This window comes from Pseudoduganella sp. R-31 (assembly GCF_049913235.1).
Lineage (GTDB): Bacteria > Pseudomonadota > Gammaproteobacteria > Burkholderiales > Burkholderiaceae_D > Rugamonas.
The window spans coordinates 3360191-3375678 of sequence record NZ_CP183986.1 but is presented as its reverse complement, the minus strand read 5'-3'; the positions used below and the strand labels follow the sequence as shown (position 1 = coordinate 3375678).

General features: G+C 62.3%; 12 protein-coding genes and 1 tRNA gene. 10 read left to right on the top strand and 3 right to left on the bottom strand.

What is annotated here, in order from left to right:
• Positions 1–98: 98 nt before the first annotated feature.
• Genes ACN9MY_RS15515 through ACN9MY_RS15505 form a run of 3 tightly spaced genes read left to right on the top strand, consistent with a single transcriptional unit; the run spans position 99 to position 3974 of the window.
• Positions 99–1475 carry a pyridoxal-phosphate dependent enzyme gene (locus ACN9MY_RS15515; RefSeq protein WP_426337610.1) on the top strand — a complete coding sequence of 459 codons (1377 nt, stop codon included), beginning with the start codon at positions 99–101 and terminating at the stop codon, positions 1473–1475.
• Positions 1472–2650 (top strand): trans-sulfuration enzyme family protein, encoded by a 1179-nt coding sequence (locus ACN9MY_RS15510; protein ID WP_426323535.1) that lies wholly within the window; start codon positions 1472–1474, stop codon positions 2648–2650. Before ACN9MY_RS15515 ends, ACN9MY_RS15510 begins: the two co-directional genes overlap by 4 nt.
• The gene (locus ACN9MY_RS15505; RefSeq protein WP_426323533.1) at positions 2637–3974 is read left to right on the top strand and encodes a zf-TFIIB domain-containing protein; all 1338 of its coding nucleotides are present in this window, start codon (positions 2637–2639) and stop codon (positions 3972–3974) included. The genes ACN9MY_RS15510 and ACN9MY_RS15505 overlap by 14 nt, the downstream gene beginning before the upstream one ends.
• Here ACN9MY_RS15505 and ACN9MY_RS15500 read toward each other — a convergent pair.
• The 3 genes from ACN9MY_RS15500 to ACN9MY_RS15490 all read right to left on the bottom strand — a co-directional run bounded on the left by ACN9MY_RS15500 (position 3971) and on the right by ACN9MY_RS15490 (position 8418).
• Entirely contained in the window at positions 3971–5281 is a 1311-nt protein-coding gene (locus ACN9MY_RS15500) for a hypothetical protein (protein ID WP_426323531.1), read from the bottom strand. The genes ACN9MY_RS15505 and ACN9MY_RS15500 overlap by 4 nt on opposite strands.
• An 83-nt stretch (positions 5282–5364) precedes the next feature.
• A complete protein-coding gene (locus ACN9MY_RS15495; RefSeq protein WP_426171924.1) occupies positions 5365–7566 on the bottom strand; it encodes an acylase in 2202 nt (733 codons plus the stop codon).
• Positions 7567–7569: 3 nt separating this feature from the next.
• Positions 7570–8418 carry a hypothetical protein gene (locus ACN9MY_RS15490; RefSeq protein WP_426171922.1) on the bottom strand — a complete coding sequence of 283 codons (849 nt, stop codon included), beginning with the start codon at positions 8416–8418 and terminating at the stop codon, positions 7570–7572.
• A gap of 124 nt (positions 8419–8542) precedes the next feature.
• Between ACN9MY_RS15490 and ACN9MY_RS15485 the strand changes: the two genes are divergently transcribed.
• The 7 genes from ACN9MY_RS15485 to ACN9MY_RS15455 all read left to right on the top strand — a co-directional run bounded on the left by ACN9MY_RS15485 (position 8543) and on the right by ACN9MY_RS15455 (position 15361).
• A tRNA-Leu gene (locus tag ACN9MY_RS15485) sits at positions 8543–8629 on the top strand.
• A 180-nt stretch (positions 8630–8809) separates the two neighbouring features.
• Positions 8810–9283 carry an NYN domain-containing protein gene (locus ACN9MY_RS15480; protein WP_426337609.1) on the top strand — a complete coding sequence of 158 codons (474 nt, stop codon included), beginning with the start codon at positions 8810–8812 and terminating at the stop codon, positions 9281–9283.
• 71 nt (positions 9284–9354) lie between these two features.
• Positions 9355–10599 carry an IS256 family transposase gene (locus ACN9MY_RS15475; protein ID WP_426337627.1) on the top strand — a complete coding sequence of 415 codons (1245 nt, stop codon included), beginning with the start codon at positions 9355–9357 and terminating at the stop codon, positions 10597–10599.
• Between the two features lie 621 nt (positions 10600–11220).
• Entirely contained in the window at positions 11221–12912 is a 1692-nt protein-coding gene (locus ACN9MY_RS15470) for an ABC transporter permease (RefSeq protein WP_426337608.1), read from the top strand.
• On the top strand, positions 12909–14186 hold the full coding sequence (locus ACN9MY_RS15465; RefSeq protein WP_426337607.1) for a nitrate/sulfonate/bicarbonate ABC transporter ATP-binding protein: 1278 nt from the start codon (positions 12909–12911) through the stop codon (positions 14184–14186). Before ACN9MY_RS15470 ends, ACN9MY_RS15465 begins: the two co-directional genes overlap by 4 nt.
• Complete coding sequence (locus tag ACN9MY_RS15460; RefSeq protein ID WP_426337606.1) at positions 14146–14820, top strand: hypothetical protein; 675 nt, start codon at positions 14146–14148, stop codon at positions 14818–14820. Before ACN9MY_RS15465 ends, ACN9MY_RS15460 begins: the two co-directional genes overlap by 41 nt.
• Before the next feature lie 4 nt (positions 14821–14824).
• Positions 14825–15361, top strand: a complete 537-nt coding sequence (locus ACN9MY_RS15455) for a hypothetical protein (protein WP_426337605.1) — start codon at positions 14825–14827, stop codon at positions 15359–15361.
• The last annotated feature ends 127 nt before the right edge of the window (positions 15362–15488 follow it).

Here is a 15488-nt window from a genome sequence, read left to right as displayed (position 1 = left end):
GGCTCAACCCGCCAAAAAAGGTATAAGCTAGCGCAAAGAAATTCCTTCTTGGTTCAATCGAATCGCCACACAATGCGCGTTTTTCGCAAGGAGAGAAAATGCAGAATACCCGTCCTGCAGCTTTGTTCAGCCTGATCGGCAATACACCGCTTGCCGAAGTCACCCGCCTCGACACCGGCCCGTGCCGGCTGTTCCTCAAGCTTGAATCGCAAAATCCCGGCGGCTCCATCAAGGACCGCATCGGCCTGTCCATCATCGAAGCCGCCGAGCGCGAAGGCTTGCTCAAGCCGGGCGGCACCATCGTCGAAGCCACGGCAGGCAACACCGGCCTGGGACTGGCCCTGGTCGGCGCCATCAAAGGCTATAAGGTGCTGCTGGTGGTGCCAGACAAGATGGCCACCGAAAAGATCCTGCACCTGAAGGCGCTCGGCGCCGACGTGCGCATTACCCGTTCCGACGTCGGCAAAGGCCACCCCGAGTATTACCAGGATTACGCTGCCCGGCTGGCCAGCGAGATCCCCGGCGCCTTCTTCGCCGACCAGTTCAACAACCCGGCCAACCCGCTGGCCCACGAAACCACCACCGGCCCTGAAATCTGGGAGCAGATGGCGCGCGAGATCGACGCCATCGTGGTCGGCGTCGGCTCCTCCGGCACGCTGACCGGCCTGGCGCGCTACTTCCGCAAGGTCGCCCCGCACGTCAGGTTCATCCTGGCCGATCCCAAGGGTTCGATCCTGAAGGAATACGTGGATACCGGCAAAGTCGCCGATACCAGCGGCTCCTGGGCGGTGGAAGGCATCGGCGAGGACTTCATCCCCGCTATCGCCGATATGGAGGCGATCTCGCAGGCCTACACCATCACTGACCAGGAAAGCTTCGACAGCGCACGCGCCCTGTTGCGCGCCGAAGGCATCCTGGCCGGCTCCTCGACCGGCACCCTGCTGGCAGCGGCCCTGAAATACTGCCGCGAACAGAGCAAGCCGCAACGTGTGGTGACCTTCGTCTGCGACACCGGCACCCGCTACCTGTCCAAGGTCTACAACGATAGCTGGATGTTCGACCAGGGCCTACTGCAGCGCCAGAAGCTGGGCGACCTGCGCGACCTGATCGGGCGCCTGTTCGAAAACGGCGACGTGGTCAGCGTGGCGCCGGGCGACACCTTGCTGATCGCCTTCAACCGCATGCGTGCAGCCGACCTGGCGCAGCTGCCGGTAATCGACAACGGCAAGCTGGTCGGCCTCATCGACGAGTCCGACCTCCTGCTGAAAGTCGAAAAGGATGCGGCCCGGTTCAAGGGCGACGTAGGCGGCACCATGACCAGCCGTGTCGAAACCCTGGCGCCATCTGCCGGCATGCCCGCCCTTCGTGATACCCTCGACCGTGGCTTGACCGCCGTGATTGCCGAAGGCGGCAAGTTCTATGGCCTGATCACCCGCTACGACTTACTCAACCACCTGCGCAGGACCTTATCTTGAGCGAAAAAAAGACCAAAGCCCACCTGGCCACGCGCGTCATCCACGCTGGCCAGCACCCTGATCCATCGACCGGCGCCATCATGCCGCCGATCTATGCCACGTCCACTTTCGTCCAGCAAAGCCCCGGTGTGCACAAGGGCCTGGACTACGGCCGCTCGCACAACCCGACGCGCTGGGCGCTGGAGCGCTGCGTGGCCGACCTGGAAGGCGGCGCGCAGGCCTTCGCCTTTGCCTCCGGCCTGGCCGCGATTTCCACCGTGCTGGAACTGCTCGATGCGGGTTCGCACATCGTGGCGGGCGACGATATGTACGGCGGCACCTTCCGCCTGTTCGAACGTGTACGGCGACGCAGCGCGGGCCATGAGTTCACCTATGCCGACCTGACCAACCCGGAAAACCTGCTGGCCGCCCTGCGCCCGGAAACGAAAATGGTGTGGGTGGAAACGCCGACCAACCCGATGCTGAAACTGGCCGACCTCGCGGCCATCGCGCGCATCTGCCGCGAACGCGGCATCCTGGCCGTGGCCGACAACACCTTCGCCAGCCCGATCGTGCAGCGCCCGCTGGAGCTGGGCTTCGACGTCGTCGTGCACTCCGCCACCAAGTACCTGAACGGGCACTCGGATATCATCGGCGGCATCGCGGTGGTTGGCGGCGAAGAACGCCAGTCGGCCTGGCGCGAGCAATTGGCCTTCCTGCAGAATTCCGTCGGCGCCATTGCCGGTCCGTTCGACGCCTTCCTGGCCCTGCGCGGCGTGAAAACGCTGGCGATCCGCATGGAACGCCACTGCAAGAGCGCACTGGAGCTGGCGCGCTGGCTGGAACGCGAGCCCAAGGTGAAAAAGGTGTTCTATCCAGGCCTCGAGTCGCATCCCCAGCACACCCTGGCCAAGGCGCAGATGGACGGCTTCGGCGGCATCATTTCGATCGACCTCGATACCGACCTGGCTGGCGCCCGCCGCTTCCTGGAACGCTGCGAAGTGTTCGCGCTGGCGGAAAGCCTGGGCGGCGTGGAATCGCTGATCGAGCACCCTGCCCTGATGACCCATGCATCGATTCCGGCGACCCAGCGCGCCACGCTGGGCATCGGCGATGGCCTGATCCGTCTCTCCGTCGGGATCGAAGACATCGAGGATTTGCGCCAAGACCTGCGCAATGCCCTTGACGCCATCTGAACGCCACTGCAGCAACTGCAAGCGCCCGATGCGGGTGCTTGATCTCTCCGGCCATTACCAGCGGCGGGTGGAGATCGACACCTGCCCGCATTGCTGCCTGGTGTGGTTCGACGACACGGAATCGGTGCGGCTGGCAGGCCCCGGCATCGCCGAATTCGTGCGCGAGATCCATGGGGCAATGCAAGCCGGCGGCGAGCACGCGCATGCGGTGTCGCTGGCGCGCATCCAGTCCTGCCCGGTCTGCAGCGCGCCGCTCAAGCGTGTGTTCGACATGTCGCGCTTCGGGCGCACTTCCAAACTCCAGTGCCCGCACGGGCATGGCTATTACCAGACCTACATTCTCTACCTGGCCGAGAAAGGCTTTGCCCGCCCCCTCGCATGGTCCGATATCCGTTCCCTGCATGCCGCAGGGAAGGAAGTTTTTTGCGCAGGCTGCGGCTGTCCGCTTCCCGCGCGGCCGGTCGAAGCGTGTCCGGCTTGTCACTCGGCCGTCGGGGTAATCGACCCCGCCCGCCTGGCGCTGGCCGTCGCGCCGGACGGTCCGGCCAGTAGCGTTAATGCCCCGGCAGTCGAGCAGCATCAATGCCACGCCTGCGGCGGCGCCATTGACCTGACACGCGACATCCATTGCCCCCACTGCCAGGCGCCGGTATTGCGCCGGGACACAGAAGATGCCTCAGCTTCCGCCACGGCAGCCGCTAGCGCGGCGGAGGCGGCATTGGCCTCCGTGCGGGACGACTCCCACCGACTCAAGACAGAAAGCCAGCATGCGGTGGTCAATTTTGGCGAAGACCGCCGCACGCAGCGGCTGCGGAATGTCGAATTCCGGCTGGCCGTCGGACTCCTGCTTGGCAGCATTGCGCTCACACTCATGGCCTGGTACCGGCAGCCGGCGCAACGTGCCAACTGGAAACGCCAGGAGGCGCCGCTGATTTCGTACGCTCCGCGCTTCAAGGAGGCGGAGTTGAAGTGCGACCTGCATTCATCGGTAAGGCGCGAAGTGCGGGTGCGCCAATTGATTATCGCGCCAGGTGCGCCGGGGCCGGGGCCGGCCAACGCCACCTACGGCGCGATGCAGGCAGCCTACATGCAGGCCAAGACCGTGCGAGCCGAATGGGAAGCCAGCGGCGCATTCGACATGCTCGAGCAACAGTTCGGCGTACCGAATGCGGACCCACGCAGCCTGCCGACAGGCCTCTTTCGCCGCGGCGAAGCGTTGGCCGCAGTGGAACGCGCAGCGTTCTGCCTGCCTGTCCATGAAATCAGCCCGCCACTACTTGCCGAGGACGGCTTTCACATCATCGAGGTGCTGGAAGCGCGTTAATCGGCTGGCCGTCGTGCAGGATCGCTGATGTTGAAGACGCGCCGGACCAGGCTTTCCAGCGCCACGAACACGCCCTCCACCCCAAAGCCGGCAATGAACGATAACGCCGACGTGCTGAGTGCCCAGTTGCCCAACAGCCCGATCTCACTGCCCGGCGTCTGGCCGGATGGATTGACGAACAAGGCAATGCAGGCGCCAATCGTGGCGCCCAGCGCCAACTGCAGCAAGGCCAGGGTGAAATCGCGCGGCGACAACAGGCTTTCGCGCATCTTGGCCCACAGGCCGCGCACCACTGCGGCGCCCGCGCCCAACACGCCGTAGCACAACGGCAGCACAGCCGTTCCGACCACCAGCGTGACGACGCGCGCCTGCTCCTCCAGGGCGCGTTGAACGCGGCCTTGCATTTCCGCCGGTGTCGCACTCGCCTGCACTGCGCCGTTCTCCGGCATGCGGCCGAACGGGCGAGCCAGCACGCTGTAGCAGGCCTGCCAGGGGACAAGCCAATCGCGCAGGTTCATGCTGATTGCGGCCGCCTGCGCCGTCAGCTGCTGGCGCCGCGTGCAAAGCTGGTACTCCTCCGTACTGCGGAAGTGCGGCGAGCCCGCCGTATCGGCCTCAGTGCAGAACTGCATCGGAGGCGCGGTAGTGCTGGCCGTGTGCTTGAATTCAGCTTCCGCAATCTCTTTGGACAGGGCGGCTTGCGCGGCCTGCACCGCATCGAGGTGCTGCAGGATGGCGCTGCCACCGGCAACATGCCAGGACGTCACACAGGTCAGCACCAGTCCAATCAGCAGCAGGTAGACCACCAGCTTCATGCGCAGGTTGAAACTAGAAGCCACCCGTACCAGGCCTGGAAATGCAGTGCGGGCCAGGGTCAGGCGTGTCGGCTTGTCCCAGTGCGGGCTGTGTGCGGAGCCGTTCCCGCTGCCGCCGCCCCCGAACATCTTGTCGCGCAACCAGTTGCGCCAGTCGCGCCGGTTGTCCTCGCCCACCACCAGCAAAGTAAAGGCAATGGTCAGGCCCGTCGCCGGGCGTGCCGCGGCATTCAGCTTATCCTTCGCACACAATACCTTGACCGCCTGCGCCACGCGCTGTTGCTCGCTATCGGGCTGCGCCAGGCCGATCGCACACAGTTCATCGATGTGCGGCTCGCCGTCGTCGTGGTTATGGAAATTGTAGAGGCTCTTGTCCCAGCGTCCGGAGATGTGGTCAAGCAGCAGGAAGACTTCATTCAGCTCACGCACGAAGATGAACTCTTCGATCCGTTGGCAGGGTTCGCCGCCATTTTCCTCACGATTGGAAGACATGCCCGCCTCCCTATTAGCATGTTGTCACTTCATTGTGCGCCTGCCAAGGCGGGGAGGACTTTGCGCTAGCTCAAACGTGAACCCTATTCGCCCGGATGGTACTTGCGTTCCAGGTTCTTTTCGATGTCTTCCTTGTAGAACAGCACGTCCTTGAATTCGCCGCGCGCATACATCTCGGCCTGGTCATTGAAGTGCGGCGACGCAGGATCGCCGCTTTCGCCGCCGGCCAGGATGCTCTTGGCCCTCACCTTCGGCCCGAATTCAACAGCCGCCACGAAGCTATTGCCGCGCTCGCCATAAATACGCCTGGTGCGCTGCTGCGACGTCATGCCGTAAGCAGCCAGCGCGCCGAAATTGCCGGACGCGTAAGGTACTGGAATGCTTGGCTTGTTATCGTCAAACGGCTGCGCGATATCGCCGGTCAGGCGCTGGAAGCGGTTGATCTCGCCCCATGGTGTTTTCCAGCTGCCGAAGTCGGCGGCCAGCTTGTTCGAAGCACGCACCAGCGCTTCCAGCCGCTGTTTCGACGTCAGCTGGGTCGCCAGGTAATCGAGGACCGGCATGCCCTTGGCTTTCGCCGCGGCACCGTATTGCTTCACCTGGTCCTGCAGCCAGTAGATGGCGACCGAAGTCGGCACCGATGTCAGCGAATAGCGCATATCCCAATCGCGCAACAGCGTGACCTGTTCGATCACGGCGGCCTTGGACAGGTCGCTGGCCGGTGCCTCGTCATAGGCGCGCACCAGCAGCGGCAGCAGCGGTTCGAAGGCGGGCAACTGGCTGTCGTAGGCGGCGGCGATCAGGCTGTCGATGGTGAAGTCCTTCTTCCCTTGCAGGACGCGAACGGCGTGAATGCCGCGCGCATTCTCGGGGTTGACCGACATGTAGGCCGGATAATCCTCGGGGCGCGGGCTATAGGGGCCGGCGGCCGAGAACGGCCAGTTGTTGGTGTTCTGAATCCAGCCATTTTTCGGGTTGAACAGTTGGATGGTTTCGCGCACCTGGTGCAAGCCTTTCCAGTCGGTCGCCGGATCGGCGCCGTTGACCGGCTTGCTGTAGTCAAAACGCGGGTCGCGCACGGGGATGAAATTGCCGTGGAAATAGGCGATATTGCCGTCCGCATCCGCATACACGGTGTTGTTGGATGAGTTGGTGCGAAGCTCCATCGACCTGTAGAAAGCCGGATAGTTGCGGGCCTTGGTGCGAATGAAGGACTGTGTCAGCGCCTTCAGCGGTTCGTTCATCATCGCCACCGAGACCCACTTTCCATCCTGTTCGCGCACCACAGGGCCGCGATGCGTGAAATAGGCCGTTACCGTCTTCTCAGCCCGGCTGCCATCCTCCGCCTTGTACGGCAGTTGCACTTGCACGGTGCGGAAGGGGCGCAGCTCCTTGCCATACTGGTAGAAGAATTTACCGTCCTTCTCCACCACGGTCTCCAGGTATTCGTCGATCACGTCGCCGCCGCCGGAAGTGTGCATCCAGCCGATGCGGTCGTTAAAGCCCTGGTAGACAAAGAACTGCCCCCAGGTTACCGCGCCATAGGCGTTCAGGCCCTCCTGGCTGTTCACGTGGATCTCCGGCCGGAAGTAGAACGAGGTGTGCGGATTGATCATCAACAGCGCGTGGCCAGACTTGCTCATGGCCGGCGCGATCGCGAAGCCGTTCGAGCCGCGCGGCTCGTTATCCAGATCGCTGCCAACGGCAGCCACGGACGGCGCAGGGCGCTTGCTGTAGAACGCCTTCAACTGCTCGATATTGACGGTTTCGATGTCGCCGCCGATACTGCCTTCGCTGAAGCTGAGCGCCATCCAGGGCTCGAAGCGGTTCAGCAAGCGCGCCTGCACCTGCGGGTGGGTGTGCAGGTAGAAGTTCAGGCCATCGGCCCATGCCACCATCAGCTTCTTCAGCCAGTCCGGGCTGGCCTTGTACTGGGCCTTCAACTGCTCGGGCGTGATGAAGAGCTTCATGCGCAAGTCCTGATACAGCGCCTTTTCGCCTTCCACTTCCGCCAGCCGGCCCATGGCGTTGATGAAATTCAGCTCGATACGCTTGAAATCATCTTCCGACTGCGCGTACATCATGCCGAATACCGCTTCCGCGTCGCTCTTGCCGTAAATATGCGGAATGCCCCATTTGTCGCGCAGGATGGTGACGCGCTTGGCAATCGCTTGCAGGCGCAGTACTTCCGCAGGACTCAAGGCTCCACCCGCCTGTGAAGCGGCGGGGGCGGCAATCGCAGGAATGGCGCAGAACGCGACGAGCGCGGCATTCAGCTTCAGCATGCTTTATTGCTCCACCAGTTGTGCAATGCGTTCGCGCAGTTCGGCGTTTTCGGCGCGCAGCGCGGCATTCTTTTCCTTCAATTGCGAGATCTCGAGGCGCAGCACCTCCACCTCGGTCAGCGGGGCCGGACGCTCAGCTGCTTCGTAATGCGCCTCGCCAGCATCTTCTTTCGGAGGTTTCGGCGGGCGGTTGGCGGCGCGCTGTTCGCGGATCTCGCGCGCTGCCTGCTGCAGGAACTTGCGGCCGCCGGCGACGGCCGACTTCTGGTCTTCTTCCGGCAACGAAGCCACGGTGGCGGCGGCATTGATCGAGATCGTGCCGGAGCGCACGGCTTCCACCAGTTCCGGCGTAGCGCTGCGGGTGATCTTTTCGATCTGGCCCAGGGTATTGGCGCTCAGGCGCGCCGCGCGGGCAATGTCTTCGCGCTTGGCCTTGGCCTTCGGCGGAGCCGCCGGTTCCTCGGCTTCCGGGTCCGGCGGCGCAATGGCGGCATCTTCCGCCTTGGCCTGCTCTTTCACAGCCTGTTCGCGCTTGCCCAGGATTTCCTGCTGGCGCAGGGCCAGCACGCCACGCTGGAAGTCCGACACGCTGCGGCGGCCCAGGTGGTTATCGATCATCCACAGCATCACGTCTTCAATATCCTTGAAGCTCGTGTTCTGGGTGACTTTAAACGGAATGCCGTGCTGCTGGCAGATCGAATAGCGGTTATGGCCATCGACCAACACATCGTTCCACAGCACCAGCGCATCGCGGCAGCCTTCGGCCAGCAGGCTGCGCTCCAGCGCAGTACGCTCAGCCTCGGTCAACGGCTCGATATAGTCCCGCAGGACGTCGTTAATCTTGATTTGCATGGGGTCTTTCCAGGGGATTCTGCGACCAGCATGCTACAACATTCCGCGGCGATTACAAGCATTGCCAGAATTGCCACTACTGGATGTTAACCAAGAGACATGTCATAATAGCGGGCTTCAAAGTGCCCCGGTGGTGAAATTGGTAGACACACCGGACTTAAAATCCGTTGCCTGCAAGGGCGTGCCGGTTCGATTCCGGCCCGGGGCACCAAGCCTGCATATCCGAAGATGTGCTGCAGTGCGGCTGACTAATTTGAACTAACTTCAACTTCGCTCAGCACTCTGATCCGTGCTAGTTGACAGTGCTGTCAGCATCCGTCACACTATCCATACCACTCATCTTTTGAGGTGTCATTAGGTTGGCTCCTCTTGAGACGGAAAAGCCGCTCACATGGGCGGCTTTTTCACATTTGGAAAGATATCAGTGGTGTCGACAATTCCAAAGCCTCCTCTAAGGATCGCCGTCTACGTTGACGGCTATAACCTCTACTATGGCCGATTGAGGGGCACCGACTTCAAATGGCTTGATATTGTTAAGCTGTTCGATGCTCTTCTTGCGCAACGTGATCAAAATGAGCAATTAGTGGTGGTGAAATACTTCACCGCGCCGGCGCTGGCGCATTTTGCGACACACGGTGCGGCCTCCGTGGAGGCGCAATCAGCATATCATCGCGCATTGAAAGCGAAGCATAAGGACCGCTTCGAGGTGATTTATGGTAACCATTCGTATGACAAAAGCGGCGCCCTGCTCCCGAGTTTCGTTGCTGGTCAACCATGTGATCGGACGAATCGCATACGAGTCTGGAAACTGGAGGAGAAAAAGACTGACGTAAATTTGGCACTCTGTATGTACCGCGATGCATGAGCCTGTCAGAATTTTAGTGTGAAACCGGGGTCATGAAATAATACCGAAAGGGATTGTCCATGACCGACGTAATGACCACTAAAAAGCCAAAGACCAAGAAGCAGTACCCATTCCCCGTTGAACTGATCGACCAGTTGCTGGCCCAGGTCGAGAACAAGGACGCCGAGTCCATTCTGGGTGAATCGGGCCTTGCCGGCCAGCTGAAGAAAATGCTGGCCGAGCGCATGTTGACGGCTGAATTGACCCACCATCTCGCCACCGAAGGCGACGCCAAGAACCACCGAAACGGAAAAAGCCGCAAGACCGTGCTGGCACCGGGCGGCGAGCTCGAACTGGAGATCCCGCGTGACCGACTTTCCAGCTTTGAGCCTAAGCTGGTAGCCAAGCATCAACGCCGCATGCCGGGTTTTGACGACCATGTGATCGGCATGTATGCCCGAGGCATGACAGTGCGCGAAATCCAGGCACATTTACTGGAGCTGTACGGCACCGAAGTGTCGCCAGACCTGATCTCAACGATCACCGACGAGGTCATGGACGAAGTGACGCAGTGGCAGCAGCGTCCACTGGAAGCGATGTACCCAATCGTGTACTTCGATGCATTGCGCCTGAAGATCCGCGACGAAGGCACCGTCAAAAACAAGGCCGTGTACCTGGCGCTGGGCATTCGTGCCGACGGCCGCAAAGAAGTGCTGGGGCTGTGGATCGAGCAAACAGAGGGCGCCAAGTTCTGGCTGAAGGTCTTTAACGAGCTGCGCAACCGCGGCTTGGAAGACATTCTGATCGCCGTCGTTGATGGCCTTCGCGGCTTCCCTGAGGCGATTGAAGCGGTGTTCCCACAGGCGCATATCCAAACCTGCATCGTGCACCTGATTCGCAACTCGATGACGCTGGCCTCCTGGAAGGATCGTAAGGAGCTTGCGGCAGCGCTCAAGCCAATCTACCAGGCTTCTAACGCCGATGCGGCGGCAGCGGCGCTGGATGCCTTTGCGGCAGGCCCTTGGGGCCAACGCTTCCCGACAGTGGTAGCCATGTGGCGCCGGCAGTGGGAGCAGGTAATTCCGTTCTTTGCCTACCCACCGGAAGTACGCTCGATCATTTACACAACGAACGCCATTGAGAGCCTGCATATGCGCTTGCGGAAGATCGTCAAGAATCGCGGACACTTCCCGAGCGACGAGGCAGCGACGAAATTGCTCTACCTGGCCTTGCGCAATATCGAAAAAGATTGGAAGATGCCGCAGCGGACCTGGAAGATGGCCGCCAATCAGTTTGCCATCCTGTTTGGGGAACGTTTTACCAACGCGCTCAATTAACTAACAGCGACCCCGGCACACAAAATTCCTGACAGGTCCCGATGCATGTAAAGGCCTCTACGATCGAATAATACTGGTCACTAACGACAGCGACGCTGAGCCAGCATTGGAAGCAATACGCGCGGACTTCCCCAGGATCATGATTGGCGTTGTGATGCCGATTCATCCACCTGTCCCAGGCACAGAAAAGCACCGTCGGACGAGCGGGTCGCTGTCCAGGCATGCGGACTGGGTCCTACCTCACCTCCAGGACGGTCAACTTGAGCATGCCCGCTTACCGGACATAGTACCCACAAACAAAAAGCCAATTCGCAAGCCGCCGCATTGGTAGGGCAATGTTGATTCGGCCCGAGAGCCATTAAATTACGTGACTCCCTAAGTTGACTCCGGGGATCTTATGCGCCTACACTCCGCACCGTTATCAATTTTTGGAGTCCCCTTTCATGGGCACTTGTTCGAGTCATAGTTGTCAGCCGGTTCATTCCGGCCCCGCATAACGGCACGATCGCGTCCTGGGCTCCCGCCTCACGTCATCCGCCGTCGCGGATGATGGTCACCCATCCCAAACTCTGATACTCAAGCGCGCAAGATAGCGGGCCCGCATCCTTTGCGGAGAGCCTGATGTTCGCTTCATTCACCACACGTCCCAATCGCTGGGACTGGGCCTTGCTGCCACTGGTACTGGCAGTGTTGATTGCTGTCGCCTATGGCGCCATGCAGATGGCGCGCCCCTTCGTGCTTGGCCAGCCTATGCCGGTCAGCCTCGACCCGGCCTCGCTGCCCTATTACCTGTTGCGCACCATTTTGCGCATGTTCGCCGCATTGGGAGTGTCGCTGGTATTCGCCTTCGTCTTCGCGGCGGTGGCGGCCAAATACCGGCTGGCTGAAAAGGTCCTGGTGCCGCTGCTGGACGTGCTGCAGTCGGTGCCGGTGCTGGGCTTCCAGGCGATTGCCATCGCGCCCTTCATCGCCCTGTTCCCGGGCAGCCAGATGGGCGTCGAATGCGCGGCCATCTTTGCGATTTTCACTTCGCAGGCCTGGAACATGGCGTTCAGCCTGTACCAGTCGATGCGTGCCGTGCCGGCCGAACTGCACGAGGCAAGCCGCATGTTCCGCCTCTCGGCCTGGCAGCGCTTCTGGCGCCTGGAGCTGCCGTTCGCCATGCCGGGCCTGCTGTGGAACATGATGATGTCCATGTCCGGCGGCTGGTTCTTCCTGGTGGCGGCAGAGGCCATTTCCGTCGCCGGGCAGGACGTCAAGCTGCCCGGCATCGGCGCCTACATCGCGGTGGCCATCGAAGCTGAAAACGGCCGTGCCATCGCATGGGCTATCGGCGCCATGTTCGTCGGCATCGTCATGTATGACCAGCTCTTCTTCCGTCCTTTGCTGGTGTGGGCGGACAAGTTCCGCTTTGAAGAACTGGACGGTGAAGTGGGCCGCCGTTCCTGGCTGCTCGACTGGGTGCGCCGCAGCCGTATCGCCAGCCGCCTCACCGACATCGCGTGGAAGCTGATGCGCTCGACCCTGGGCTGGTTTCCGGCCCGTCCGGTCGAAGCGGCCGCTGCGGCCAAGGCCACGCGCCGCTGGCGCCTGCCGGCGCGCGCCGCCGATACGCTGTTGCTGGTGCTCGCGGTTTGGGCCAGCTACCGCGTGGCGGCCTTCATCCATACCGAGGTTGGTTGGCGCGAGGCAGCAGGCGTGTTTGGCCTCGGCCTGGCGACGCTGGCGCGCGTGGCAGTGCTGATCGCGCTGGCTTCCCTGTTCTGGGTGCCGGTGGCCGTCTGGATCGGGCTACGCCCACGCTATGCACAGAAAATCCAGGCGGTGGCGCAGTTCCTGGCCGCCTTCCCGGTCAACCTGCTGTTCCCGGTGGTGGTGTATTCAGTTCTGCACCTGGGGCTCAATCCGGACATCTGGCTCAGTCCACTAATGGTGTTCGGTACCCAGTGGTACATCCTGTTCAATGTCGTCGCCGGTGCGTCCACCCTGTCCACCGACCTGCGGCTGGCGGCGGCGAATCTGGGCTTGAAGGGCTGGCTGAAATGGTGGCGGGTCTACCTGCCTGCCATATTCCCCAGTTACATAACAGGCGCAGTGACGGCCAGCGGCGGCTCGTGGAACGCCAGCATCGTGGCCGAATACGTCACCTGGGGCAAAACCACCCTGGTGGCGCATGGCCTTGGCAGTTATGTGAAGCAGATGACCGATGCAGGCGACTTCCCCCGGATCGCCCTCGGCATCGGCGTCATGTGTGTATTTGTAATGGCAATCAACCGCTTCGTTTGGAGCCGTTTGTATCAGGAGCAAGCATGAAAAAAGAAATCCTGGTCGACCTGCAAGGCGTCGGCAAATCCTTCCGCACTGGCGACGGCGCCAGCCGCACCGTGCTCGATGGCGTCGACTTCGCGCTGGAGTCGGGCGAGATCGTGGCGCTGCTTGGCAAGTCAGGTTCCGGCAAATCGACCCTGCTGCGCATTATCGCGGGCCTGGTGCAAGCCGACGCCGGCGCTGCCAAGTATCGCGGCGCGCCGCTGGCAGAGCCGGTGCCGGGCATCGCCATGGTGTTCCAGTCTTTCGCCCTGTTCCCCTGGCTGACCGTGCAGCAGAACGTGGAACTTGGCCTGGAGGCTCAAGGCGTTCCGGCTGCCGAACGCGCAGCACGCAGCGAAGCGATGCTGGACTTGATGGGCCTTTCCGGCTTCGAAGGCGCACTGCCGCGCGAGCTGTCAGGCGGCATGCGCCAGCGCGTGGGCATCGCCCGCGCCCTGGTCACCAACCCGGACGTGCTGCTGATGGACGAGGCCTTCTCCGCCCTCGACGTGCTGACCGGCGAGACCCTGCGCAACGACATCCTCGAGCTGTGGGACCATGGCCGCATCCCGACGCGTGGCATCCTGGTCGTTTCGCACAATATCGAGGAAGCGGTGATGATGTCGGACCGGATCATCATGCTCTCCAGCGACCCGGGCCGCATCCGCACCGAAATCCGCATCGACCTGCCGCGTCCGCGCAATCCGGACAGGCCGGCCGTGCGCCAGTTGATCGACGAAGTGTATGGCCTGATGACCATGCGCGCACCGGCCGCCAGCCCGGCGCGCGAGGCCGGTCCCGACTACCGCCTGCCCGATGCCGATATCGAGCGCATCGAAGCGGTGCTGTCGCTGCTGGCATCCGATCCCTTCGAAGGCCGCGCCGATTTGCCGCGCCTGTCCGATGAAAGCGAACTGCCGGACGAGGCGCTATTCCCGGCCTGCGAAGCGCTGTCCCAGCTTGGCCTGGCTTCCGTGGAAGGCGGAGACATCACCATGACAGCGCTTGGCCGTCGTTATGAAGCAGCCGACCATGCAGCCCGGCAGGCCATCTTTGGCCGCCAGTTGCTGGCGCACGTCACGCTGCCGCAGCACATTTACAGTATGCTGCGAGCCTCGGCGGACGGTGCGCTGCCGGAAGAGCAGGTGTTGTCGCCACTACTGGAATCCAACGAGCCTGAAGAGGCGCGCCGCATCATGCGTACCGCCATCGAATGGGGCCGTTATGGAGAGATTTATGAGTTTGATTTCCACACGCGCCGCTTGCGCCTTGCCTGACAAACATTGCCTGTTGCTGGCCGCCGCAGCATTGCTGTCGACCACAGCGTGGGCCGGCCGGCCATTGGCCACGGATGACGCGACGATCCTCGAACCAGGCGATTGCCAGGTCGAAGCCTGGCATCAGCAAAGCGGTGGACTGCACGAATGGTGGGCCATGCCGGCGTGCCGCGTCGGCGGCTGGGAGCTGGCTGCGGGCAAAGGACAGTCGCGCAACGCCGCCTTGCAGGCAAAGACGGTGCTGCGCGGCCTGCAAACGAACGGCTGGGGCCTGGGCCTGGCCATCGCAACCCAGCATGGCATGACACGCCAACACACGGTCAACGTGCCGCTGACGATCTCGTTCGCCGGCGATGCGCTGCTGTTGCACTTGAACGCCGGCTGGATGCGTCCGTACGCCGCACCGGGACGCGCCACATGGAGCGTGGGCGGTGAATATGCGCTCGCCCCGCGCTGGAGCGCCTCGCTGGAAAGCTACGGCAGCCATCACCGCCCGCCGACCAGGCAAGCAGGCTTGCGCTATGCGCTGGTCGAGGGCCGCCTCGACCTGGATGCCAGCGTTGCAAAAACACCCGGAGCACCGCATCAGCTGGCACTGGGAGTGACCTGGGCTCTGCCGGGGTTGCTATACTAGCGGCATGAAAACCCTGCTTCCTGCCGCGGCACTGGCTGCGCTCCTCACTGGCTGTGCCGGCATTGGCGCGCAGAGCTTTTACGCCAATCCATCGGCAGCGAGCCCGTTCGAAATGTGCAAGACGCTCACGACCGGCTCGCCCGACATGAACTTTGCCAATGCCCTGCGCATGGAACTGGGGCGGCGCGGCGTTGCCGAAGCGGCCTGTCCGGAAGTCATCAAGGAACGCGAAACCTGGGTGACGGTCGGCGTCACGGCCGGCGTGGTCGCGCTCGCCGTCGCGGCCAGCAAGCATAACGACGTCAGCATCGGCGTTGGCGGCACGATCGGCCTGTACAACGACGACTGGTACTCTTCCGAGCCAACCTACGCCCCGAACACCGACCGCGAGTGGGCATGGGATCGCTACACCGGCGAGAATGGCAGCCAGATCTGGGCCTGCCGCGGCGTACAGACCGGCGCCCTCGTCGATCCATCGCGCTGCCAGGGCCGCCCGTTGGCCGATACCGTCTGGCCGGGCCCTGCCGCACCATTCAGATAGAACTTTTCCTGTTCCGCGCACTCCAAGTCCATGTCCTATATTGAACATGGGGGAAGTATGAAACCCGTTCAGAACGACACGCTGGCCGGCAGCCTGATCGCGGGAAATACCATCATGACCTTCGTGC

Bases quoted from the DNA above. Each gene is read 5' to 3' on its own strand.
- ACN9MY_RS15515 (WP_426337610.1), top strand. From the start codon at position 99: ATGCAGAATACCCGTCCTGCAGCTTTGTTCAGCCTGATCGGCAATACA.
- ACN9MY_RS15455 (WP_426337605.1), top strand. From the start codon at position 14,825: ATGAAAACCCTGCTTCCTGCCGCGGCACTGGCTGCGCTCCTCACTGGC.
- ACN9MY_RS15490 (WP_426171922.1), bottom strand. From the start codon at position 8,418: ATGCAAATCAAGATTAACGACGTCCTGCGGGACTATATCGAGCCGTTG.
- ACN9MY_RS15500 (WP_426323531.1), bottom strand. From the start codon at position 5,281: ATGTCTTCCAATCGTGAGGAAAATGGCGGCGAACCCTGCCAACGGATC.
- ACN9MY_RS15480 (WP_426337609.1), top strand. From the start codon at position 8,810: ATGGGCGGCTTTTTCACATTTGGAAAGATATCAGTGGTGTCGACAATT.
- ACN9MY_RS15465 (WP_426337607.1), top strand. From the start codon at position 12,909: ATGAAAAAAGAAATCCTGGTCGACCTGCAAGGCGTCGGCAAATCCTTC.
- ACN9MY_RS15460 (WP_426337606.1), top strand. From the start codon at position 14,146: ATGAGTTTGATTTCCACACGCGCCGCTTGCGCCTTGCCTGACAAACAT.
- ACN9MY_RS15495 (WP_426171924.1), bottom strand. From the start codon at position 7,566: ATGCTGAAGCTGAATGCCGCGCTCGTCGCGTTCTGCGCCATTCCTGCG.
- ACN9MY_RS15470 (WP_426337608.1), top strand. From the start codon at position 11,221: ATGTTCGCTTCATTCACCACACGTCCCAATCGCTGGGACTGGGCCTTG.
- ACN9MY_RS15475 (WP_426337627.1), top strand. From the start codon at position 9,355: ATGACCACTAAAAAGCCAAAGACCAAGAAGCAGTACCCATTCCCCGTT.